General features: G+C 36.4%; 23 protein-coding genes. 11 read left to right on the top strand and 12 right to left on the bottom strand.

The genetic code is table 11. The annotated features are described in order from the left end of the window. Positions 1–111: 111 nt before the first annotated feature. Together JCM15579_RS01860 and JCM15579_RS01855 are read left to right on the top strand one after the other, a co-directional pair. Positions 112–1,293, top strand: a complete 1,182-nt coding sequence (locus tag JCM15579_RS01860; RefSeq protein WP_054714904.1) for a CD0519/CD1768 family membrane protein — start codon at positions 112–114, stop codon at positions 1,291–1,293. Positions 1,294–1,443: 150 nt separating this feature from the next. Further along, entirely contained in the window at positions 1,444–2,385 is a 942-nt protein-coding gene (locus tag JCM15579_RS01855) for a hypothetical protein (protein ID WP_054714901.1), read from the top strand. Positions 2,386–2,892: 507 nt separating this feature from the next. Here the strand turns inward: JCM15579_RS01855 and JCM15579_RS01850 are convergent. From JCM15579_RS01850 to JCM15579_RS01840, 3 genes are all read right to left on the bottom strand, one after another. Next, entirely contained in the window at positions 2,893–5,400 is a 2,508-nt protein-coding gene (locus JCM15579_RS01850) for an endonuclease MutS2 (RefSeq protein ID WP_054714897.1), read from the bottom strand. A 121-nt stretch (positions 5,401–5,521) separates the two neighbouring features. Next, positions 5,522–6,190 (bottom strand): tetratricopeptide repeat protein, encoded by a 669-nt coding sequence (locus JCM15579_RS01845; RefSeq protein ID WP_157471270.1) that lies wholly within the window; start codon positions 6,188–6,190, stop codon positions 5,522–5,524. 192 nt (positions 6,191–6,382) lie between these two features. Next, entirely contained in the window at positions 6,383–8,815 is a 2,433-nt protein-coding gene (locus tag JCM15579_RS01840) for an alpha/beta hydrolase family protein (RefSeq protein WP_054714892.1), read from the bottom strand. 257 nt (positions 8,816–9,072) lie between these two features. Here JCM15579_RS01840 and JCM15579_RS21180 point away from each other — a divergent pair, with 257 nt between their 5' ends. After that, positions 9,073–10,059, top strand: a complete 987-nt coding sequence (locus JCM15579_RS21180; protein ID WP_245625787.1) for an alanine/glycine:cation symporter family protein — start codon at positions 9,073–9,075, stop codon at positions 10,057–10,059. Between the two features lie 4 nt (positions 10,060–10,063). Further along, positions 10,064–10,741: an alanine:cation symporter family protein gene (locus JCM15579_RS21175; protein WP_245625786.1), complete on the top strand. Its 678-nt coding sequence runs from the start codon at positions 10,064–10,066 to the stop codon at positions 10,739–10,741. Between the two features lie 122 nt (positions 10,742–10,863). Here the strand turns inward: JCM15579_RS21175 and JCM15579_RS01830 are convergent, their stop codons facing one another. From JCM15579_RS01830 to JCM15579_RS01800, 7 genes are all read right to left on the bottom strand, one after another. Further along, positions 10,864–11,430, bottom strand: a complete 567-nt coding sequence (locus JCM15579_RS01830) for a pentapeptide repeat-containing protein (protein WP_054714889.1) — start codon at positions 11,428–11,430, stop codon at positions 10,864–10,866. Next, the gene (locus JCM15579_RS01825) at positions 11,430–12,224 is read right to left on the bottom strand and encodes a PhzF family phenazine biosynthesis protein (protein ID WP_054714886.1); all 795 of its coding nucleotides are present in this window, start codon (positions 12,222–12,224) and stop codon (positions 11,430–11,432) included. The genes JCM15579_RS01830 and JCM15579_RS01825 overlap by 1 nt, the downstream gene beginning before the upstream one ends. Beyond that, positions 12,221–12,601 carry a pyrophosphohydrolase domain-containing protein gene (locus JCM15579_RS01820; RefSeq protein WP_054714884.1) on the bottom strand — a complete coding sequence of 127 codons (381 nt, stop codon included), beginning with the start codon at positions 12,599–12,601 and terminating at the stop codon, positions 12,221–12,223. Before JCM15579_RS01820 ends, JCM15579_RS01825 begins: the two co-directional genes overlap by 4 nt. A 96-nt stretch (positions 12,602–12,697) precedes the next feature. After that, positions 12,698–13,414: a hypothetical protein gene (locus tag JCM15579_RS01815; protein WP_054714882.1), complete on the bottom strand. Its 717-nt coding sequence runs from the start codon at positions 13,412–13,414 to the stop codon at positions 12,698–12,700. Between the two features lie 272 nt (positions 13,415–13,686). Continuing rightward, positions 13,687–13,884 carry a PspC domain-containing protein gene (locus JCM15579_RS01810; RefSeq protein WP_054714879.1) on the bottom strand — a complete coding sequence of 66 codons (198 nt, stop codon included), beginning with the start codon at positions 13,882–13,884 and terminating at the stop codon, positions 13,687–13,689. Between the two features lie 11 nt (positions 13,885–13,895). Further along, positions 13,896–14,150, bottom strand: coding sequence for a DUF8828 family protein (locus JCM15579_RS01805; RefSeq protein WP_054714877.1), 255 nt, complete (start codon positions 14,148–14,150; stop codon positions 13,896–13,898). A gap of 105 nt (positions 14,151–14,255) precedes the next feature. Next, entirely contained in the window at positions 14,256–14,501 is a 246-nt protein-coding gene (locus JCM15579_RS01800; protein ID WP_157471268.1) for a hypothetical protein, read from the bottom strand. 730 nt (positions 14,502–15,231) lie between these two features. On the opposite strand from JCM15579_RS01800, the gene JCM15579_RS01795 reads away from it, so the two are divergent. The 6 genes from JCM15579_RS01795 to JCM15579_RS01770 all read left to right on the top strand — a co-directional run bounded on the left by JCM15579_RS01795 (position 15,232) and on the right by JCM15579_RS01770 (position 21,523). Next, positions 15,232–15,462 carry a DUF2061 domain-containing protein gene (locus tag JCM15579_RS01795; RefSeq protein ID WP_054714950.1) on the top strand — a complete coding sequence of 77 codons (231 nt, stop codon included), beginning with the start codon at positions 15,232–15,234 and terminating at the stop codon, positions 15,460–15,462. Between the two features lie 12 nt (positions 15,463–15,474). Then, a complete protein-coding gene (locus JCM15579_RS01790; RefSeq protein WP_054714871.1) occupies positions 15,475–15,951 on the top strand; it encodes a precorrin-2 dehydrogenase/sirohydrochlorin ferrochelatase family protein in 477 nt (158 codons plus the stop codon). A 3-nt stretch (positions 15,952–15,954) separates the two neighbouring features. Beyond that, on the top strand, positions 15,955–17,730 hold the full coding sequence (locus JCM15579_RS01785) for an assimilatory sulfite reductase (NADPH) flavoprotein subunit (protein ID WP_054714868.1): 1,776 nt from the start codon (positions 15,955–15,957) through the stop codon (positions 17,728–17,730). 16 nt (positions 17,731–17,746) lie between these two features. Further along, the gene (locus JCM15579_RS01780; RefSeq protein ID WP_083464496.1) at positions 17,747–19,453 is read left to right on the top strand and encodes an NADPH-dependent assimilatory sulfite reductase hemoprotein subunit; all 1,707 of its coding nucleotides are present in this window, start codon (positions 17,747–17,749) and stop codon (positions 19,451–19,453) included. A gap of 10 nt (positions 19,454–19,463) precedes the next feature. Continuing rightward, positions 19,464–20,282: a uroporphyrinogen-III C-methyltransferase gene (gene cobA, locus JCM15579_RS01775; RefSeq protein WP_054714862.1), complete on the top strand. Its 819-nt coding sequence runs from the start codon at positions 19,464–19,466 to the stop codon at positions 20,280–20,282. Between the two features lie 563 nt (positions 20,283–20,845). Further along, entirely contained in the window at positions 20,846–21,523 is a 678-nt protein-coding gene (locus JCM15579_RS01770) for a head GIN domain-containing protein (protein WP_157471266.1), read from the top strand. Positions 21,524–21,563: 40 nt separating this feature from the next. On the opposite strand, the gene JCM15579_RS01765 is transcribed toward JCM15579_RS01770, so the two are convergent. Continuing rightward, on the bottom strand, positions 21,564–21,797 hold the full coding sequence (locus tag JCM15579_RS01765; RefSeq protein ID WP_054714858.1) for a hypothetical protein: 234 nt from the start codon (positions 21,795–21,797) through the stop codon (positions 21,564–21,566). A gap of 107 nt (positions 21,798–21,904) precedes the next feature. On the opposite strand from JCM15579_RS01765, the gene JCM15579_RS01760 reads away from it, so the two are divergent. Further along, positions 21,905–22,129 carry a hypothetical protein gene (locus JCM15579_RS01760; protein ID WP_054714855.1) on the top strand — a complete coding sequence of 75 codons (225 nt, stop codon included), beginning with the start codon at positions 21,905–21,907 and terminating at the stop codon, positions 22,127–22,129. Here JCM15579_RS01760 and JCM15579_RS22450 read toward each other — a convergent pair. Continuing rightward, positions 22,099–22,419 (bottom strand): S1 RNA-binding domain-containing protein, encoded by a 321-nt coding sequence (locus tag JCM15579_RS22450; RefSeq protein WP_506256064.1) that lies wholly within the window; start codon positions 22,417–22,419, stop codon positions 22,099–22,101. The genes JCM15579_RS01760 and JCM15579_RS22450 overlap by 31 nt on opposite strands. Positions 22,420–22,432 lie beyond the last annotated feature (13 nt).

Raw genomic sequence — 22,432 nt, 5'->3', positions numbered from 1 at the left:
GATTTTGCAACATATTAAAGCTTCTAAAAAACTGATAAAGATCATATAAAAAAACTGCCTTAATAATATACATTTGCAGCGAATAACAAACTCAAACATACAACCTAAACTATGAACGCAATTAAATCTATCAAGGAGACAGATTTTTTAAAGAAACGAAGGTATGAAGCCGTAATGTTTCTTCTGACATTTTTCGGAATTTTTGGATACATTGGCCATACAATGGGTGTTTCCAACATGCTGAATACCATCATGCAAACTGCATGGGATTTGCTGATGAATACTGTATTCTACATTATGGGAATTACCGTACTTTCAGGCGCTTTGGGAAAACTATTAATCGAATTTGGTGTAGTAAGATTATTGGAGAAAATACTTGCTCCATTGATGAAACCTTTATTCAATTTACCTGGAGTTGGAGCTCTGGCCGGAGTTCTAACATTTCTATCTGACAACCCAGCTATCATTAGCTTGGCAAACGATAAAAACTTCAGTAAGTATTTTAAAAACTACCAATTGGTATCATTAACCAACTTTGGTACTGCTTTCGGTATGGGTTTGATCGTGATTACCTTCATGTCTACCCTTAAAGTTCCTGGAACTGATGAAAGCATGTTTATTCCAGCATTAATTGGTTTAGTTGGAGCTCTGTTTGGAGCTGTAGTATCAACCAGATTAATGCAAAGATTAATCAAAGGAAAAATTCCTGTTCGTACCGATAATGATTTTGAAGGGGCAACCGAGAAAATCAGCTTTAAATCGGAAGGTAGTGTTTTCTTAAGATTCCTTAATTCAATTTTGGATGGCGGTAAATCTGGGGTTGATCTTGGTTTGGCAATTATTCCTGGTGTTCTTATCATTTCAACAATGGTAATGATGCTAACTTTTGGTCCAAAAGATCCTACAATGGGATACCAAGGATTAGCATACGAAGGTGTACCATTGCTACCTAAACTAGCTGGACATGTTTGGTGGTTATTCGAAGGATTGTTTGGATTCAAATTTCCTGAATTGATTGCTTTCCCAGTTACATCATTAGGTGCCGTTGGAGCTGCTTTATCGCTAGTAAAAGCATTCTTGGCCAAAGGAATTATCGATGGAAATGTTGTAGCCGTTTTTACCGCAATGGGAATGTGCTGGAGTGGATATTTAAGTACACACACAGCAATGTTGGATACATTAAATTATCGAGAACTAACTTCTAAAGCCTTACTTTCTCATACCATAGGAGGTATTTTAGCGGGTACATTTGCCCACTACCTATATGTTCTGGTAAGTATGGTGATTTATTAAAATATTATCACACCCAAATGATTATGCCATCTCTGTAGAGATGGCATTTTTTTATACATTAATAGCTATTATTAAGGATTAAGCAAGAATTAACTCTTTCATTAACTCCTTAACTGTAGTTTTGAGCATCAATCATTAAATACATATCAAATGACAATTCTAAAAAAGTTATTCTACATTTTAATTTTAATTGGTGTTGCCTCATGTAATTCTTGCGACAAATCGGATAGTAATACTGATGTAAAAAACCAGGAAGTACCCACTGCACCTGCAGGAAAATATTCAGCAATTTTTGGAGGAGGACCATTTTACACCGGAGGAATGGAAGTAATCAATGATTTAAAATCATCAGGTTTCTCAACTGTAATTTTATGGACCATTCATATCCACGAAGATGGAAGTATGAATTACAACGATACCCCAATTATCAATGCGGAAGGTGAATTTATTGGTGATCCTGAATGGAAATCGAGATTGGAACAGTTGACAACAGCTCCAACTTCGGTTGATAGAATTGAATTGGGAATTGGAGCCTGGGGAGCCAAATCGTGGCAAGTGATTAAAGACTTAATTGCCAAAGAAGGTACAGGACCAGAAACAAAACTATATAAGGCATTACAAAAGTTACAAGATATAACTGGTGCTACAGCGATTAACTACGATGATGAAGTTACTTTTGATGTTGCTTCAACCGTTGATTTTACATTAATGTTGGCTGATATGGGATTAAAAGTTGGTTTGTGTCCTTACAACGAAACTGAATATTGGAAATCGGTTTACGAACAAGTTGAAGCCAAAAAGCCAGGAACCATCGACCGTGTTTATCTTCAATGCTATGCTGGAGGAGCAAGAAATAAACCTTCAGAATGGAATCAATACTTTGGAAAGCTAAAAGTATCGTATGGACTTTGGAGCAGAAATGGTGAAAACTGCCAAGATGGAGATAATCCTGCTGCTATTCAAGAGAAAATAACGAATGAGAAAGCCAATATTGATGGAGGATTTATTTGGTTGTATGATGACATTCAAAAATGTGCAGCTTATGGAAAATCAAGCTCCTATGCAAAAGCCATTAATGATGGATTAAAATAGTATCGAAAAACTTATATAAAAGTAAATGCCATCTCCATGGAGATGGCATTATTTATTCTTTATCATTTGTTTTTTCACAAATCTGAGTTTCTGAAAGAATCTTTTGTTGAAAACAGCACTTCGCTGAATTTCTGAAAGGAAATTTTCTTGTTTTTTGGGAAATCTGAGTTTCTGAGACTTTTTACAATGTATTTTTCAAAAATCTGAGTTTCTCAACGCAAATTTCATTGTAAAATTGAATTCTCTGGATTTCTCAAAGCATTTTTCCTTGAAAATTCAAAAATCTGAGTTTCTTACTCCCATTTTCGAGAAGATTTTGTTTTCTCTGGATTTCTTACTACAATTTTACTTGTAAATTTCATTCTCCAAATTTCTGAGTAAAAATTACAAGGACTATTCAACAAATCGGAGTTTCTCACTCCCATTTTCAAGGAAGTAATCATTCCGCTAGATTTCACACTGCTATTTGCATGCAATTTTTCCTACTCCAAATAATCTTTACAGTGATTACTCCATAGTAACCACCGTAATTCCCGATCCTCCCATTTGAATTCTCTCGTCTTTAAAATGACGAACCAAATCGACGGTTTGCAGATAATCTCGAATCAATTGACGCAGAATTCCATGGCCTGTTCCGTGAAGGATTCTAAATTCTTTCACATCCAGCATAATTGCTTCATCTACATGATCCATTACAATTTGCAATGCCTCATCGCCACGCATTCCTCTCACATCAATATCCTGGCGGAAATTTAATTTTCTTTTCGAGATGCGTTCCTGAACCAAAGCCGAAGTTTGATTGTACGTTTTCTCCTGTTTTTTCAACTGCGATTTAGAAACCTTTGACAAGCGTTTGGCCTTTACCGAAGTTAAAATACTTCCAAAAGCAACCACAGCGGTTTTCTCATTAATCTCAATTACTTCGCCAATGGTATTTTGGTTATCTAACCTCACCATATCACCTTTCTCAATCACATCAGGATTGAATTGCATTTTAGCTTTGGCAATTGGTTTCGAAGTTGAAACTTTATCTGTCGATTCTGTTACTTCTCCTGTTTGGCCTTTTCGCTTTTCGCGATTTTTCAGTTTCTGAATTTTGCGATTGATACGCTCCTCCTCTTCCAGCTCGGCTTGAGTAAGCTGCACCTTAGTTTCTTCGAACTGTTTTCTTGCCTTCTTGGTTCTTTCCTTTTCGGCCTTACTTTCTTTAATTTCGCGAATGGTCTTTTCAATGGTCTTATTCGCACTTTGCAGTATATCCTTAGCTTCTTGCTGAGCCTTTTCGATAATTTCCTTACGAAGCTTACTTGCATCCTTCAGCTCCTTATCGTACTGTTCAACCAGTTGATTCAACTTTTTCTCGTTGCGACGGATCTTATCACGCTTGCTTTCCCAGTAACGCTTGTCGCGAACAATATCACGCAAGTGCTTGTCGAAATTGATATGATCTTCACCAACTTTCTCGGTTGCAGCTTTTAGAATTTCCTCTGGCAAACCAATTTTTCTTGCAATCTCGAAGGCAAAAGAAGAACCTGGTTTTCCCACCTGCAATTGGAACAATGGGCGCATCTGATGTGAATCGTACAACATGGCACCATTTTCAATTCCTTCTGCTTCCGATGCAAAGTGTTTCAATCCTGAATAGTGAGTTGTGATTACCCCACAAACTTTTTTCCTGTTCAGTTTATCTAATATCGATTCAGCAATGGCTCCACCCAGTGCAGGCTCGGTTCCCGTACCAAACTCATCAATCAACACCAAAGTATCCGTATCTGAATGACGCAGGAAGTGTTTCATGTTCATCAGATGAGAACTGTAGGTACTCAAGTCATTCTCTATGGATTGCTCATCACCTATATCAATGAAAATTTTATCGAAAATACCAATTTGTGACTCCTCTTCCATCGGCACCAAAAATCCACACTGAAACATATATTGTAACAATCCAACAGTTTGCAAACAAACTGATTTACCACCGGCATTTGGTCCTGATATCAGAATTATTCTCTGCTCGGCAGATATCTGAAGGCTCAAAGGAACAACTTTTCGCCCTTCGTTTTGTAAGGTCAAAAACAACAATGGATGCATGGCCTTTTCCCACAATAAAGTTGGTGTATTAACCATTTTTGGCAGTAAGGCTTTTACCTGAATGGCAAACATGGCCTTAGCTCGAATAAAATCGATTTTAGCCATAAATTCATAGGCCAAAAACAAATCATCGATATATGGGCGAAGTTGGGCTGTAAATTCCTGTAATATTTTAATGATTTCGCGTCGTTCGGCGTACTCCAACTCTCTAATTTCATTGTTGGTTTCAACAATTTCCGAGGGTTCTATATAAGAAGTTTTACCTGTTGCCGATTCGTCATGAACAATCCCTTTAATCTTTCTTTTATAAGCCGAAGGTATAGGAATTACAATACGTCCATCGCGAACAGAAAGTGCTACATCCTGATCCACCCAACCTTCTTTCTGAGCGGCACGAAGCATAGACTGCATTCGTTTTGAAATGCTAGATTGCTTTTGAATTAAAGAGCTTCTGATATGCTGTAATTCAGGAGATGCATTATCTTTTATTCTCCCATTTTTCGTGATAATTCCATCAATTCTATTAAAAATGTAAGGGTACATTTTCACGTTCCCTGTCAATTTCATCAGGTATGGATATTCACCTTCATCCTTTTTTTGAAAAAATCGCAAGATTGAAGAAATGGATTCTAAAGATCGCTTCAAATTGTAAAGTTCTTCCAATTCAAGATAAGTTCCATCAATTCTAACTTTCTCTAAACTTCCACGAACATCAATAAAGTAGCCCAAAGGGAAGTTCTCCTCCTCTAAGCAAATGGTTTTAAATTCGTTGGTTTCGTTCACCATTCGATTCACATTCTTAAATGAATTTGAAAAGCTAATCTCGTCAACCAAATCCCTTCCCAAGGAACTTAAACATTGTTTCTTAACCAGTTCTCTTACCTTGTCGAACCTAAGTTTTATCTCAAAATTTTCCGGATATATCACGCGTTATCTTTCTGTCTTAGTTTATTCCTTGCAAAATTAACAAAAGTGGCGGATAGGCAAAAAGAAAGGGAGAAGTTACGATTATGATTCCCCCCTTTTTCATTAATTCAAGTATTTGATCCTATTTCTTTTCTTCACAATTTTTTTCCCAACATTCTTTGGCATAATCCGAACCTAAATCCATCCCAAATTTCCAATCGGTACAGGCATCCTCTATTCTTCCCATTTGAAACCAACAAATGCCTCTGTTTACATATGCTGCAGTGTACTCTGGTTTCAATTTTATTGCATAAGAATAATCTATGGCAGCAGAAGACAGTCTTTTTTTCTGGAGACTAATGCTAGCCCTGTTGAAATAGTAATGGGGAACCAAATACAATTCCTCCCCATTCTTTTTACTATAGCTGATTGCCTTGCTATACTCTAAAAACGCCTTATTCAATTCACCTTTCATCCGGTAAATTTCACCTATGTAATAACAAATCTCATCATCTTCCTGAAACAATGAATAGGCTTTGTTAAGCAAACACAAAGAAGAATCTCTATATTCCTCGCACTTGGAGGCTATGGTATACAAGTACAAATACGGCTTTCTAAGCGTAGAATCTAATTGGATGGTTTGTTTTATCAATGGAAAAGCTTCTCTATACTCCTGATTCTGAATTTTCTCAATGGCTTTATTTCCAATATTAATCGCTAAATTTCTTTCTGCTCCGGTAACATCTCTTTTCTGAGCAAAAGTCACGGTTGTAATAAATACAATACAAATAGTTGTTAAAACTAATCTCATGAAAAAATTATAAATATTCTTGCTTACTCTTAAGATTTTCAGCTTTCTCTCCTTTAGAATTATGTGCAATAAATATATTTATTATTTATGATATTAAAAATCTTTACAGTGTATTTATTATAAATCCTATTAAATGATAATAAAAAAGCTCACACAAGATTGTGTGAGCTTTTATGAGTATATCTCTATCAATTACTTTTCAGCAATTTCTTTTTTGCGGTTTTTAACATGTTTTTCAAGCCATTGATCTTGCTCCCAAAGCATGTGCATTATATTCTCTTTAGATCGATAAGAGTGACTCTCTTTTGGTAACATCACCAAACGAACTGTTGCTCCTAATCCTTTTAAGGCATTAAAATAACGCTCACTTTGCATTGGATAAGTTCCCGAGTTGTTATCTGCTTCACCATGAATCAGCAACAATGCGTTGTTCATTTTTTCGGCATGCATAAATGGAGACATGGTATAATACACATTTGGAGCCTCCCAGTAGTTTCTTTCTTCGCTTTGGAAACCAAAAGGCGTAAGCGTTCTGTTGTAAGCACCACTACGAGCAATTCCTGCTGCAAACAAATCGGAATGCGTTAGCAAATTAGCAACCATAAATGCACCATAACTATGCCCCCCACAAGCTACTCTGTTTCTATCGATATACCCCATTCCATCAACAGCATCGATAGCAGCCTTTGCATTGGCAACTAACTGAGTGCGGAATGAATCATTTGGCTCTTCATCACCTTCGCCAACAATTGGAAAAGCTGCATCATCCAAAACAGCATATCCTCTGGTCAACCAGAAAAGTGGCGATGCCCAATATAAATAAGTAAATTCATTTGAATTTGCAGTGGTTTGTCCTGCACTTGCTTTATCCTTGTACTCGGTTGGGTATGCCCACAAAATCATTGGAACTTTTTCTTTCTTCTCCATATCATATCCTACTGGCAGATATAAAGTACCAAAAAGCTCAACTCCATCTTCTCTTTTGTATTTGATAACTTCTTTATGAACCCCTTCAATGCTCTTAAATGGATTCTCAAATGATGTAAGCTGCGTTAGTTTCTTTCCTTTTAGTTTTCTGAAAAAGTAATTAGGATACTCAGAGCTAGATTCGATTCTAACCAAAAGTTCTTTTTTCTTGACATCAAAGTTTCTTAAATCTTCAACTTTATCAGTGTATTTCGACTGATATAATCTTTGTGTTTTTTGAGTCTTTAAGTTGAACTTATCCAAAAATGGGAATTGTCCTTCTTTAGAATACCCAGCCCCCAAACGGAATACATTATCCCCTTCCATGGCCAATGTATATTTTCCAAATTGGTTTCGGGCAGTTACAAATTCTCCTGGATCACTATATTTATCCTGGTAATTTCTATCGCTAATTTTTGTTGGAGCTACAGTAGCATTAGAAGGATTAAATGTATAAGTTTTTGTATTTCTGGTATTCCACCAGTAATCATGTGCTATTGCAATGTTCTCATTCCCCCAATCAATTCCTGCAAAACGATTTATGGTTTTCAAAATACTTTTTCCATTGCCTTTGAATGGAGCTTCTAACTGAAAAACTTCATCACGATAATCCACTTCATTTGCAGGATCACCTTCATCTAATGCTTCTACATAAATTAAGGATGCAGGCATATCTGAACGCCAGCTCACATTTCTTCTTCCCTTGCGAACTGCCATAAATCCTTGTGGAAGATCTTCAATCAATGGAACTGTCAAAACAGCTTCAACTTTCTTTGCTTCCTTTGTATATACTGTGGTTTTTGAAGGGAATCTGTAATAAGGAACCAGATAAGAGAAAGGCTTTTCAACCACCGAAATCATAACGTAATTTCCATCCGGAGAGAAATTAACACTTTTGTACATTGCAGATGGCAACCACTTTTCATCACTTCCATCCATTTTAACCTTGTACAATTCGGAAAGTGCCAATTGCTCAAAATTGTTCTCATCATTTTTATTTTTCAACAAATCCTGATAAGTTCTGTTTTGAGCTTTTTTACCAGCATTTTCAGAAATGGTAGGACCTGTTGGAACCGAACTCTTAGTATTAATTAATTCCTTTCTATTTTCTGGAACAAATTTTACAAGAACAGCTTCACCACTTTTAAACCAATTGATTGGATCTTTCAAGTTGGCATTAACTTTTGGTTCTGTTATTTTCGAGGCCGATGCTGATGCAACATCCAAAATCCAAACGGCAACACCTTTGCTGCTAGTATTTGTAAAGGCCAATTTAGATTGATCCGGAGAAAAAATAAAATTGCTTAATCTTGGATTTTTTGGCAAACCACTTACCTGTATAGTTGCGTCTGATTTAGACTTTAACCTTCTTAATTTAATGTTATTACTGTAGCTGGTTCTACTGCCTATATTGGTTTTAGGATCAATTCGTAATCCTCCCAAACGCATTTCTTCCTGCGATAATTCCTCTATTGTTTTGTATGCACTTCTATACAATAGAATCATGTTCTCTTTTTGGTTATCCAATATTACTGATGGAGCTCTCTCCACATCAGCCAATTCCAAAATCTCTTTTGGAGGCTTTTGAAAATCGATATTATTTTGCGCACTAACATTAAGCGCTACAAAAAATAACAATACGTAAATTAATCTTTTCATTTTGTTGCTTTGATATAGTTAAAAGTCCACAAGGACGGTTGGTTCGTTATAAGGGAAAAAATCAAAAACCTAAATTTATGGATTTAGATGCTGAATTCAATTTCTTTTCGACAAAATTATGATCACGGACGATTAACTTAGACATCCACTATATATTCATTGCAACTTCATAAATATGGCAATTCAAAATAAACTCTTATCTTAGATAACTTTCACAAAAAATAATCAATTAACCCATTACCAATAAAGCTTTATTTATGCATAACCTTAATGATTTTCTAACTTTAATTGAAGGATTTTTAGGAGGAAGCCAATGGTTTCCAATTTTATTAATAGGAACTGGCTTGTTCTATACCATTTATTTAAAGTTTCCCCAATTTAGATTTTTTAAACATGCCTTAAAAGTTGTCACCGGAAAGTATGACAAACCAGGAGAAAAAGGTGATGCGTCTCACTTTCAAGCGCTAACCACAGCGCTTTCGGGAACCGTTGGAACCGGAAATATTGCGGGTGTAGCTTTGGCAATTTACTTAGGAGGTCCAGCAGCATTATTTTGGATGCTGGTAACCGCCTTTTTAGGGATGACAACCAAATTTGTAGAGGTGACTCTTTCTCACAAATATCGCGAAACCGATGAAAAAGGATTTATTTCTGGTGGACCAATGTACTACATGAAAAATAAACTGAACATGAAATGGCTGGCAGGATTCTTCGCAGCCATGACCATCTTCTCATCTTTTGGTACAGGTAGTTTACCTCAAATAAACTCCATTTCCAACTCAATGTTTGCAACATTTGGATTTAATAAGATGTTGGTTGGAGGAGTTCTTTCAGTATTGCTTGCTTTTGTAATTTTAGGTGGAATTAAACGTATTGCCAAGGTTACAGAAAAGCTGGTTCCTGCCATGGCCATCATTTATTTTATTGGAGCATTGGCAGTAATCTTTTACAATTACGAAAACATTATTCCTTCTTTCGTGTCAATATTTACAAATGTATTTACAGGAACAGCTGCTGTTGGCGGTTTCTTGGGTGCCGGTTTTTCTTACGCACTAACCAAAGGTGTTAACCGAGGTTTGTTTAGTAACGAAGCAGGTCAAGGGTCTGCGCCAATTGCCCATGCTGCTGCAAGAACCGAAGAACCTGTTTCGGAAGGTATGGTAGCCATTCTTGAACCTTTTATCGATACCATTGTAATTTGTACCCTTACCGTTGGTAATTCTTTCTTCTGGAGTTTGGACTGAGAAATTGCCTAATCAATTCCAATCAACCGATATGGTGGTAATGGCAGATCAATACAACGATACCAATGATACTGATCGCGAAAAGTTATATCATTTCTTGAATGGTAACAGTGATCTTCCTGTCTTCTCAGGTGATTTGACTGTAGAAAATGGAGAAATCGAGAATGAATTAAGCATTATTAATGCGCGCTCGGTTGCCGAAAATGTTAAAGTTTACGATTCGGAAAACAAACTATACAGTGGTAAAATTGAAATTACGAACGGAAAATACACTTCAGAAAATGGAGTAACTTTTCAAGGAAATTCTCTGATGCATTCGGCACCATTAACGGCCGAAGCATTTACCCGAAGCTTATTAGGCGATTGGGGAAAATGGATTGTTTCCATTGGCTTGCTCTTATTTGCCTTTTCAACTGCAATTGCATGGGCATATTATGGCGGACGATCGGTTACCTATCTATTTGGCGTTAAAGGAGTACTTCCCTATCGTATCATTTATTGTATTGGATTTTTCATTGCATCCTTTGCTGATACAACAATTATTTGGACAATTTCTGGTATTACAATTGTTCTAATGGCACTGCCTAACCTTATCGGGATATTAATGCTGCATAAGGATATGAAATCAACATTAAATGCTTATTGGGATAAGTTCAAAAAAGAATATCCTTCGGAAGTATAAAAAACACAATAAGCTTGTAGTAAATAAGCTCTTCTGCCAATGGAAGAGCTTATTTTTTTGATCATCCATCATACCAAGAGAAGAATCTATTGGAATTTAAGGAGTATGAATTTATTGCTGATTTATTTTATCACAATATCATATTGCTGCAACAAACCAGCTAAATCTTGTCGAGAAAACTTAGCCTTTTTTATTTTATTCGACTCGGGATGAATGGAATAATTGCTTGCTGAACTCAAATCTGCTTTCTCCAAATTGGTATAATCAAATATAGCTCCTCCCAAATCACAATCCATAAATGTAGCTTGTGTTAAATCAGCCTCTGTGAAATCAACTTCATTTAATTGGCAGTTCGTAAATTGAATGGACTTTAATTTAAGCTGATAAAACGAACTAAGGTTTAGCATACAATCAGAAAAAGCAAAGGAAAGCAGTAGCTTGTTGCAATCCTGAAATGTAACGCCCAACATCTTACATGATTTGAATTGAACATCCCTAAAGGCTGTATTATTCACTTTGACATTGCTCAAATCACAGGAATCAAATTCACACTCCAGAAAAATAATATTCGATAAATCAGAGTTGGCAAATGTGCAGTTTACAAACCTACAATTGTCATATTCAGTCTTTGGTAATTCTGCTGTCGAAAAATCCTGATTTTCGAAAACTTCTTCTTCAATATAATCCATTAGTTTTGCTTTAAATAGATTTCTCCCACACTATAGCTTACTGCATGACCAGCTATTTTTACCCTATCATCACAATTTGTACAATACAACACTCCTTTTCGATCTGACAATTGATTGGCCAATAATTCCTTCTTACCAAGTTTTTCACTCCAAAAGGGAATCAGTGAACAATGTGCCGATCCGGTAACCGGATCCTCAAAAATACTTGCCCCGGGAGTAAAAAATCGAGAAACAAAATCAACCTCTCGCCCCAGTGCCGTACAAACAATTCCTCCATGTCCCAAATCAATGCCTTTTAACTTATTCTCGTCTGGTTTCAAAGCTATAATATCGTCTTCATTTTCATAAAGTAATACGTAATCTCTAGCCTGAAATATCTCGAGTGGTTTAATATTTAAACTATCCTCAATAATGGATGGCAAAGAGGTTGGAACAGGCATTCTAGATGGAAAATCAAGAATATATCTATCACCTTCAAAAACTACTTCTAAATCTCCACTAGCTGATGTAAAGCGAATTTTATCTTCTGGATAGTTCAAATGTTTTTTAATAACATGAGCCGTTGCCAAAGTCGCATGTCCGCACAAGTCCATTTCTAGCTCTGGTGTAAACCAACGAATATGAAAACAATCGGCTTCAGGCACAAAAAAGGCTGTTTCTGACAGATTATTCTCCTTGGTAATATTCAATAGCAAATCATCCGAAAGCCACTCTTCCAAAGGAACTACACATGCTGGATTCCCTCCGAATAGCTTATCTGTAAAAGCATCTATGTGATATTTTTTCAGTCTCATTTGTTTATAATTTTCTTGATATCTGGTTTTGTGTATAAATTTGATTTTATCACCTTACCATCTTCTCTGTATAATGGATTTCCATTCTCATCTAATTTACTCATATTGCTGCGATGAACCTCTGAAAAAATTTCAGCATACTTATCCTGTAGGCCAAATTCTAAAACCGTTCCCATAACTACATAATGAATATCTGCCAAGGCATCAGCAACTTCAACAATATTACCCGATTCCCAAGCTGCTTTCAATTCATCAACTTCCTCCTGAATAATATTTTGTCTCAACTCGCAGCGTTCAAGACTTGGAATATTAGGTTGTTCTTCCACATTTACCCCAAAGGCATTGTGAAACTCATGCACTTTATCTAATGCTTTCATTCAAATTCTTTTTACAATTTCTAAATATCACCAATTCTTTTAAAACAAAAAAGGCTTCCTTTTGGGGAAGCCTTGCAAATATTATCAAACCTGATCTTATTTCAATGTAACTGCGAAAGTAAGAAATAACTTTTCTGTTGCTGAATTCAGGGTTAATCCACCTCGAATAGGCAATGAAAACTTATCTGTTAATTTGATTTCATCGTACATGGTAACATTAATATTTACCACATTAAATTTATCATCATACATTCCTTTAAAAGGCGAAAAACCTAGTGCATAAGAGATTTTTTTTCCACCAATTAAGTTCGAATATCCTAACTCAAAATAAGTAGAGTAATTCTGATCTCCATTTATATCTTTATCAAACTCTCCGTAGAAAAGAACAGATCCCATTACAGAAACAGGAAACTTTGCACACCCCTTATACTTTGCTGTAGCATCGAACAAATGAACACTGTTTTCACTATCGAAATCAAAGAATTTTGATTTTTCGAAATTAGGACGTGGACAATAAAAATCGTACACACTAAATTGGAAAAGTGGAGTATTATAAGAAACATACAAGTCAACCTCCTGATAGCTATCATCAGTTGCATAAGCTCCCCATGCACCAAATGTAAAACGACCGGTTTGAATCTCCAGCGTTGGTTCAATAGTAGGTGCTGTACCACTATTACTACCTCTCCATAAGTGTTTACTAACAAAGTCAATACTGCGATTAACTTTGGTTTTTGATGGAAGTTTTTCAGCATTAACTCCCAAACAAATGCATACCAACCCAATTAAAGGGATCAGTTTTTTTAGGTTCATCTGTTAGAATCTTTAAGTGTTTGTGTTTGTTTTAAAAAGAAAGGATATTTCAGACTTAACCAGCTATTTATCACTGCGATTAGGTACATGATTTATCCATCTCTAAAAATCGCAGCAAAAATAGAAGATTAGAATATTTGAAATCATGACAAATGTGGTCTTTTTACAGAATTTTTCACTGTTCTTTAACACAAAACATAAAATGCCGAAAAGTTGGGGTACAAAAAAAGGAAAGCTAATGCTTTCCTTTTTATATCTTCTAGTAAAAAATCTTATAACACTTCGTAATAATCCGGCATTACAAACCATAAAATAACATAGATCAGTAGTCCCGGAAATCCTGCGCTAAAAATAGAAATTAGCACATACAGAATTCTTACAAGCGTTACGTCTAAGCCCAGGTATTCAGCAATACCCGCACAAACACCTGCAATCATTTTATTAGACGATCGCTGTAGTTTTTTACTCATTATATTCTCAATTAATCGTCGAACTCTTCGTCGTAAAGATCCTCTTGGTTTTCTAACTCATCATTGTAGAAGGTTTCAGCCTCATCCAACAAATCTTCAATCAAATTCTGATCTTCAGGTGTTTTATCCATCCAGTAAATTGTCTGGTTTGAATTAAAATCTTCTACATCACATTCGATAATACACTTAGGTGAACGTGTATGAACAATGAATAGAGTGTCTGGTAACTCCTGCGAATTGTCTGCTAATAAAAACTTTGGTAGCATAGTATTTAATTATTAAATGTGCTGTAAATATAGGAAGAGATTGAATTCCAAGCAACAAAAATGAGGTGAACATCCCATAATTTTTACAACTCTTGTAATGGGTTCTTACAAATCAGACTCTTGACCACTTACTTCTTCCTCCATATCTAAGCCAAAATCATAGTCAACATCCACTTTTACCAGGATATTGTACTCTTCTGTACTTAAGGGGAAAGCGTAAAAGCTCTTATCTGGACCCAATTGATAAGATTTTATATCATCTTCAAATCCATAGGGATAAAAATTCTGAACCAAATTCTTTAGTTCAGAATCCAGTTTCTTAAAACTTACAATTCTATTTTTCTTTGTCATTATATGAAAATTATACTCTGTCAATTTTAGTTTAATCCAACTTTGAGGATGAAAATTAATTGTAAAGTCTTCTTTATTAAATCCTTTATTTTTTTCCAATAAAAAATCATCTATTCGTAATATTACATCTTTTCACCCTCGATTGACTCTCTGTAAGGCTAGTATTTTTAGGGCAAGTGCTTATTTATTTTTGGTTTCAGTCTAAGTAAACGAAAACGTTTTCACAGCAATGGATGTATTCAATTTTGGAAATATTTTTGCATCAACGGTTTGTAATATTCAAAATGAATTCCTAAAATTGTACCCGAAATAAAGATCATTTTATCCTATTTAAACAAAACAATGAATAACATTCTTGGAAATACAATCACTTCTTCTTTTGCAAGTACAACTTGTTGTTGTATGTGTATAGATTGTATTAAACTGCAAGAAGGAGTTGTTTAAATTTATAGTAGGACAGAAATAACAACACTAGCCTTTTTGCAACAGCAGAAAGGCTTTTTTTATGAATTTACCTATAATCGAAACAAGAAATTTATTCATCAATTGTAACACAAATGCAAAACGAAAAATCATATCTCATTCATTCCTCATATCAAATGATGTGTTGTTGTATGTGTATGTTATGGTATCCACCTTAGCAGATTTCGTTGTGCATATAAGTGAACTAGCATACCGAGCCTTTCTGCGAACCAGGAAGGCTCTTTTTTTTATGAGTAAGCTAAAAAAAATGAAAGAAAAAACTTACAGAAGTATTGCAAAAACCATTTCGTGGAGAACCATTGGAACAATTGACACGGTGCTGATTTCATGGTTCGTGATTGGAGACATCACTTGGGCTATGTCGATTGGTGGCGTTGAATTATTCACGAAAATGGGACTCTATTTTTTACACGAAAGAACCTGGAACAAAATAAAGTTTGGAAAGGAAGATAAACACCCTGTCGATTACCACATTTAAAAGCAAAGAATCATGTCGAAGAAACAATTTTTACCCATAGCAATAGATATTACCAACAAGAAAATACTAATAATTGGTGGTCGCGAAGACGCCTATAAAAAATTAAAGATTTTACAGCGAAGTACCGATTTGGTAGAAGTTCTGGCTCCCAATATCATTAGCTGGATAAAGAATACAGGAATCAAATATCACGAACAACAGTACAATAAAGAGGTTCTGAAAAATTACTATTTGATTTATAGTTGTGTTGAGGATCCTGCCTTTGTGCGACAACTAATTCGCGATTGTAGAGAAGCTAATGTTCTACTGAATGTTCACGACCAACCTGATTTTTGTGAATTTGTTTCTCCGGCAATCTATAAACAAGATAATATCAGCATTGCTGTAAGTTCTAATGGCGAAGATGTATTTAAATCCATCAAAATTAGAAATCAACTAAAGGATTATTTCGAAAACTACAGACTTCAAAAACTCTTAATTGCAAACTAAATCATGACAAATCAATATCAAATAAATAACGAACAGCTTACCAAAATTAATGAGCTGGTAAAAGAACTAAACCAAGAACAGTTGGTTTGGTTGAACGGTTACATCTCTGGACTGATTAACGGTGACACCAGCAGTACAAACACACTGGCAACGGCACCCTCAAAATCATCAGAAAAGATTACAATTCTGTATGGTACACACACCGGACACAGCAAAGAAATTGCTCTGGACTTATACGATAGACTTAGCTCCTTAGGCTTTTCGCCTTCGCTTAAGGCTTTAGATGAATACAAGAAAACTGATTTGAAGAAAGAACAGTACCTGTTTCTGGTTGTAAGTACCCACGGTGAAGGTGAACCTCCTATTCAGGCAGAAGAATTTCATGAGTATATCTTAGGTAACAGAGCTCCAAAACTGGAAGGAACAAAATACTCGGTGCTGGCTTTAGGTGATAAATCATACAAGAAATTTTGCCAAACCGGTATTGATTTCGACGAAGCATTCAAAAAGTTAGGAGCAGAAGAAATCGTTCCTATTCAGAAAGTAGATGTAGCATATGAAGAAATAGCCAACAATTGGATTGATTCTGTTACGAATGAACTTCAAAAAATTCAGCCGGCAACAAATCCAACTGTTTCTGTTGAAAATTCTCCTGCGAAAAAGAAGAAATTCAATCGAACCAATCCGTTCTATGCCGAAGTTCTTGATAAGGTTCGAATTACAACAAAACAATCGGAGAAAGAAATTTACCATGTTGAAATATCGCTGGAAGATTCAGAAATAGAATATCAAGCTGGTGACAGTATTGGGGTTCTGCCTAGCAACCCTGTTGATTTGGTTGATTTGATAATCAATTATTTTGCAGATGATCCTGAACGAATGGTTCAAGTTGGAGGCAAGGATGTAAGTTTATTTAGAGCATTGCAACACAAGCTTGAAATAACGGTTTTAAATCGTGAGGTTCTTGAGAAGTACAACGAAATCGTAAAAAACAAAGAGCTCGCTACTTTGTTGGAAAATGAAGAGGCTCAGGATCAATATCTTTATGGAGCGGATGCGATCGACTTATTGGAAGATTTCCCTGGTGAAATTCAGACTGATGAATTCCTCGGAATTTTAAGGTTGCTTTATGCTCGCCTCTACTCTATTTCTTCTGGTCCGACTCAAAATCCCGAAGAGGTTCATATCACAGTTGCGTCACTTAGGTACAAGCACAAGAAAAGAGATCGAAATGGAACATGTTCCACTTACATTTCAGATCAGATCAATGTAGGTGATCACATCCCAATTTTCATAGAGAAGAATGAAGCTTTCCGATTGCCAAAAGAAACAGATAAGTCTTTGATAATGGTTGGAGCAGGTACTGGAGTAGCCCCATACCGAAGTTTCCTACAGGAGATTGAGCAGAACAACAAACAAACGAACAGTTGGCTGTTTTTCGGAAACCAACGTTTCAAAGAAGATTTTTTGTACCAGGTAGAGTGGCAGAAATATTTACAAAAGGGAGTTCTAAACAAATTGGATGTTGCCTTTTCGCGCGATCAGAATGAAAAAGAGTATGTACAGCATAAACTCAAACAAAAAGCATCTGAGGTGTTTCAATGGTTAGAAAACGGTGCTCACTTTTACATCTGTGGTGATAAGAATTACATGGCAAAAGATGTGCAGGAAACCTTAAAGGAAATCATTACCAGCGAAGGTGGAATAACAGCAGAAAAAGCAGATGAATATCTGAAAAAATTAAAGAAAGAGAGACGTTTACTTCTTGATGTTTACTAGAAAAAAAAGCAAAATCATGTCAGATCAAAATATAAATTGGGCTGAGTTGTCCGAAGTTGAAAAAATTAAAGTCGATAGCAATTATTTGCGAGGAACATTGGCTGAAAGTCTTGCTGATCCCATTACAGGAGCAATTGCAGTAGACGATCGACAGGTATCAAAGTTTCATGGCATTTACCAGCAATTCGACAGAGATACCGAAAGGGAAAGAAAAAAGACCAAACTGGAACCAGACTTCTCTTTTCTTATCAGGGTTAGGGTGCCTGGTGGATTGGTGAATGCCGATCAGTGGTTGCAGATGGATCAAATTGCAGATGAATACGCCAACGGCACACTAAAACTAACTACCCGACAAGCCTTTCAGTTTCATGGTGTTTTAAAGGGAAATCTGAAACCAAGTATCCAATCCATAAACAAAGCATTGTTGGATACCATTGCAGCTTGTGGTGATGTAAACCGAAATGTAATGGCCAGTCCTCATCCCTATGGTTCCAATGTGTTCGATCAGGTTCAGGATTATGCCAACAAAGTAAGCGATCATCTTACACCTCGCACGCCTGCCTATTACGAAATTTGGTTGGATCAGAAAAAGGTAGCCGAAGGATCGCAGGGAGAAGTTGAACCTTTATATGGTCCGGTTTATTTGCCGCGTAAATTCAAGATTGGTTTTACCATTCCTCCTTTTAACGATACCGATGTATTTACTCAGGATATCGGCTTTATAGCCATCGAAAACAATGGTGTGCTGGAAGGTTTTAATGTTGTTGCAGGCGGTGGAATGGGAACCACTTTTGGCGATGCTGAAACCTATCCCCGACTGGGAACTGTATTGGGCTTTGTAAAAGCGGAAAATACGGTAGATGTAGCCGAAAAAATTGTGCTGGTTCAGAAAGAACAAGGAAATCGAAAGATCAGAAAAAATGCACGTTTAAAATATACCATCGACCGTTTGGGCATAGATAAATTTAAGGAACTGCTGCACGAAAAGTTAGCTTACGAACTGGAAGCTGCACGAGAATATGCCTTAATAAGAAATGGAGATAAGTTTGGATGGCATCAAAGCGTGAATGGCGACTGGTACCTTGGATTATTTATTGAAGGTGGTAGAGTGAAAGATGTTGAGAGTGTGAAGACAAAGACTGCTTTGCGGGAAATCGCTGACTTGAATATTTCAGATTTTCGTCTTTCTGGGAATCAGAACCTGATTCTTGGAAAAATTAAGGGCGAAGACAAGAACAAGATCAATGAAATCCTGAAGAAGTACGATTCACTTCCGAGTACAATATCGGGAACAAGATCGAATTCCATTGCCTGTGTGGCTTTGAACACCTGTAGTTTAGCTTTTGCAGAGGCCGAAAGGTATTTGCCAAGTTTGATCGATAAAATTGAAAACAGCTTAAGCGATTTTGGTTTATTCAAAGATGAAATTGTGATTCGAATGACTGGCTGTGCCAATGGTTGTGGAAGACCCTATGTAGCAGAAATAGGATTTATAGGAAAAGGTCCGGGCAGGTATAATCTCTACCTGGGAGGAAACTTTAACGGAACAAGACTAAATAATCTGTATCGAGAAAATGTAAACGAAGAGGAAATTCTTCAAGAACTTCGCCCAATACTGGAAGATTATTCGCAAAATAGAACTGAAGGAGAACATTTTGGGAATTTTGTGATCCGAAAGCAATACATAAAGGAAATCTTAAATCCTAAAGATTTTAAACACTAAACTTTGTGCAATGAGTCAAGGAAAAATATGGATTGTAGGTGCCGGACCCGGCACCTCCGATCTTCTTACCATACGAGCTTTAAGAGCATTGGAATCGGCAGATGTAATCCTTACCGATGCCCTAATAACGGATGATATTCGCAGTCTGTTTCCTGAAAAATCGATTGTTATAGAGGTTGGGAAACGTTCGGGTGATGGGATAAATCCTATGGAAAGACAACAAAACATCCACAATCAAATGATCCTATATTACAGCTTGGGTTATCAAGTTGTAAGACTAAAGTCAGGCGACCCGATGGTTTATGGCCGAGGCGTGGAAGAAATCAGGTTTTTATTGGAATCGGATTTAGAGTTCGAATTGATACCTGGAATTAGTGCAGGAATGGCTGCCGCAAATGAATTTTGGGTTCCACTTACCGAAAGAGGAAAATCCTCAGGCATTCACTTTCATTCGGCTATTAAAGTTGGAGGAGAAAAAAGCGATTTAGATGGTATAATCAAGGAAATAGAAAATAACGATACGGTTGTTATTTACATGGGATTGGAACGCTTAAGCGAGATGGCCTATGAGCTCAACCAAAGACTTTCGAAAGAAACCAACATCAATGTGGTGTCCAAGGTAAGTTATGCCGATAGTGATATTTTAAGTGGTAACACCAAGTTTTTTAGCAAGATTGATCAATCAGATCTACCTGCTTCACCAGCTGTTATCATACTGGGAAATCACACAAAAGTGCCAGGAAAAAGAACCTCCCAAAGGATAGACAAGAAATCACTGAAAAGCCGTGTGAGAAAATTATTAGCACAGCCATTCCTGAATTTATTTTAAAAATAGTTAGAAGTTTGATTGCGCTAAAAGAAGTTAACCATTTTGCCACTTTGGGCATTGGAAGGACATGCTGCTCATGCGTAGAATAACTTTTAGTAAGACGGGGAAGTTGAGAACTTGTTCGAAAATCACCCCGCCGCACTTAAAGTTTTTCAAGTATTAGCAGTTTGGGCTTACCTGCCCTAGATTTTTGCTTTCTTTTTTATCAATGGAAAAAGAAAGAGCCACTGCGGCTTGAGCAGTTAGAATCTTAATCCTTAAAAGACATTCAACTTAAGCATATACTCCTGTATAATTAACTCCTAACTTAAAATTCACTATATCGATCAATTATTTTTATTAAAGTCATGCAACTGTAAGAATGAGCTTATCGTCTTTACATCAGATCATTTATAGGCCGAAGCTTCATAAACAAACCATTTTATTCAATTCACCTGTAACTTGAAGCGAGCACTTGGCGTCATATAATATGATTAGAAACCTGGAATAAACTATTTCATTAAAATCTTATACGCATGAAAAAATTATTGAAAAAAATGTCCCTTACACTAATTGCGTTAACTATGGTATTTTTGTCGACCGTAAACGCACAATTCTGGGGAGAAAAAGGCAATGGAAATGTAAAAAAACAGGATAGAGAAATTGGTTCTTTTTCTGCAATTTCGTCTAGCAGTGGCATTGATGTTTACCTAAGACAAGGTGATAAAGAATCGGTAACTGTTGAAGCAGATGAAAATCTTCTTGATTTGATTGTTACCCGTATCAAAGGTGATGAGCTGATTATAAAAACTGAAGATCCTATTCGCAGAGCCAAGAAACTTAATGTTTATGTGACCTTTGTGAAGGTAAATGAAATTAGCGTTTCGAGCGGTTCCGATCTTGAATCGAGCCACTTGCTTAAATTCGAAGATCTCGATATTTCGGTTAGCTCTGGCGCTGATGCAAAACTTGAACTTCAGGCAGAAGATCTTACCTGTTCAGTAAGTTCTGGTGCAGATGCTAATCTTTCGGGCACAGCGAATTCTTTCTATGGAAAAGCAAGTAGCGGTAGTGATTTAAGAGCAGCTGATTTAAAAGCTAAAATTTGTAAGGCAAAAGCCTCAAGTGGTGGTGATGTTTCGGTTTATGCAATTGAATCTATCGAAGCATCAGCAAGTTCTGGCGGTGATGTAGATTACTATGGTGAACCAACAAAAGTAAATGTGAGCAGCTCCAGTGGTGGAGATGTTAACAGAAGATAATACAAGAAAGAGCAGCAAAAATGCTGCTCTTTTTATATGACTATTTTTTTCTTTTCGCTTCTACTTCTTTCAGGTATTCATCCAAACCTTCAAAAGGCTTATAGTTTTTAGGAATTCCCAATTTTGCCGATGGATCGTTTGCCGATAAATCAACCTTAGCTCCACACTCCGGACAACTTACCGTATGATGATTGGTGATCTCTAAAATCTTTACAATCATTTCCTTTTTGCATTTCGGGCACTCTATAATTACATCCTGATCATTAAAATCCATATTCTTATACGTTTTATTATCGAGTTTCAAAAATAGCGAAAACTTCCTAAAAGCAATTTTTCCCAACTCATAAAATTTAGATAATCACTTTAAACTACAGCATGCTTATGAACAAGCTTGTAAATGTTGCTGCAGATTGCAGGAAGCTTTACAAGAGGCTTGCAATCGATGCTGCAGGTTGCAGGAAGGTTTACAAGAGGCTTGGAATTGATGCTGCAGATTGCAGGAAGCCTTACAAGGGTCTTGTAAATGTCGCTGCAGACTGCAGGAGTAAAAATACACCTTTACAAGCCTTCCTTATCTACTGCTCACAATCTTTCATTGATAATTGAATGCGCTTTCTGGCCACATCAACCTCAATTACCTTTACATTTACATGCTGATGAAGCTGAACCACATCAGCCGGATCGGATACGAATCGATTGGCCAATTGCGAGATGTGCACCAAACCGTCCTGCTTCACACCCACATCAACAAAGGCACCAAAGTTGGTGATATTGGTAACAATACCTGGCATTTCCATTCCAACTTCAAGCTGTTCTATTTTGTAGATTCCCTCTTTAAACTGGAAAACTTTAATGGCAGTTCGCGGATCACGTCCCGGCTTTTCAAGCTCTTCCATAATGTCCTTCAAT

This window comes from Marinifilum fragile JCM 15579 (genome assembly GCF_001310955.1).
In the GTDB taxonomy this organism is placed as follows: Bacteria; Bacteroidota; Bacteroidia; order Bacteroidales; family Marinifilaceae; genus Marinifilum; species Marinifilum fragile.
Note: the sequence above shows the minus strand (reverse complement) of the source record. Positions and strands in the feature narration are given on the sequence as shown.

What these genes read in the sequence shown, in the direction of transcription:
- JCM15579_RS01860 (WP_054714904.1), top strand. Translation starts at nt 112, where the DNA reads ATGAACGCAATTAAATCTATCAAGGAGACAGATTTTTTAAAGAAACGA.
- JCM15579_RS01855 (WP_054714901.1), top strand. Translation starts at nt 1,444, where the DNA reads ATGACAATTCTAAAAAAGTTATTCTACATTTTAATTTTAATTGGTGTT.
- JCM15579_RS01845 (WP_157471270.1), bottom strand. Translation starts at nt 6,190, where the DNA reads ATGAGATTAGTTTTAACAACTATTTGTATTGTATTTATTACAACCGTG.
- JCM15579_RS01840 (WP_054714892.1), bottom strand. Translation starts at nt 8,815, where the DNA reads ATGAAAAGATTAATTTACGTATTGTTATTTTTTGTAGCGCTTAATGTT.
- JCM15579_RS21180 (WP_245625787.1), top strand. Translation starts at nt 9,073, where the DNA reads ATGCATAACCTTAATGATTTTCTAACTTTAATTGAAGGATTTTTAGGA.
- JCM15579_RS01830 (WP_054714889.1), bottom strand. Translation starts at nt 11,430, where the DNA reads ATGGATTATATTGAAGAAGAAGTTTTCGAAAATCAGGATTTTTCGACA.
- JCM15579_RS01825 (WP_054714886.1), bottom strand. Translation starts at nt 12,224, where the DNA reads ATGAGACTGAAAAAATATCACATAGATGCTTTTACAGATAAGCTATTC.
- JCM15579_RS01820 (WP_054714884.1), bottom strand. Translation starts at nt 12,601, where the DNA reads ATGAAAGCATTAGATAAAGTGCATGAGTTTCACAATGCCTTTGGGGTA.
- JCM15579_RS01815 (WP_054714882.1), bottom strand. Translation starts at nt 13,414, where the DNA reads ATGAACCTAAAAAAACTGATCCCTTTAATTGGGTTGGTATGCATTTGT.
- JCM15579_RS01810 (WP_054714879.1), bottom strand. Translation starts at nt 13,884, where the DNA reads ATGAGTAAAAAACTACAGCGATCGTCTAATAAAATGATTGCAGGTGTT.
- JCM15579_RS01805 (WP_054714877.1), bottom strand. Translation starts at nt 14,150, where the DNA reads ATGCTACCAAAGTTTTTATTAGCAGACAATTCGCAGGAGTTACCAGAC.
- JCM15579_RS01800 (WP_157471268.1), bottom strand. Translation starts at nt 14,501, where the DNA reads ATGACAAAGAAAAATAGAATTGTAAGTTTTAAGAAACTGGATTCTGAA.
- JCM15579_RS01795 (WP_054714950.1), top strand. Translation starts at nt 15,232, where the DNA reads ATGAAAGAAAAAACTTACAGAAGTATTGCAAAAACCATTTCGTGGAGA.
- JCM15579_RS01790 (WP_054714871.1), top strand. Translation starts at nt 15,475, where the DNA reads ATGTCGAAGAAACAATTTTTACCCATAGCAATAGATATTACCAACAAG.
- JCM15579_RS01785 (WP_054714868.1), top strand. Translation starts at nt 15,955, where the DNA reads ATGACAAATCAATATCAAATAAATAACGAACAGCTTACCAAAATTAAT.
- JCM15579_RS01780 (WP_083464496.1), top strand. Translation starts at nt 17,747, where the DNA reads ATGTCAGATCAAAATATAAATTGGGCTGAGTTGTCCGAAGTTGAAAAA.
- cobA (WP_054714862.1), top strand. Translation starts at nt 19,464, where the DNA reads ATGAGTCAAGGAAAAATATGGATTGTAGGTGCCGGACCCGGCACCTCC.
- JCM15579_RS01770 (WP_157471266.1), top strand. Translation starts at nt 20,846, where the DNA reads ATGGTATTTTTGTCGACCGTAAACGCACAATTCTGGGGAGAAAAAGGC.
- JCM15579_RS01765 (WP_054714858.1), bottom strand. Translation starts at nt 21,797, where the DNA reads ATGGATTTTAATGATCAGGATGTAATTATAGAGTGCCCGAAATGCAAA.
- JCM15579_RS01760 (WP_054714855.1), top strand. Translation starts at nt 21,905, where the DNA reads ATGAACAAGCTTGTAAATGTTGCTGCAGATTGCAGGAAGCTTTACAAG.
- JCM15579_RS22450 (WP_506256064.1), bottom strand. Translation starts at nt 22,419, where the DNA reads ATGGAAGAGCTTGAAAAGCCGGGACGTGATCCGCGAACTGCCATTAAA.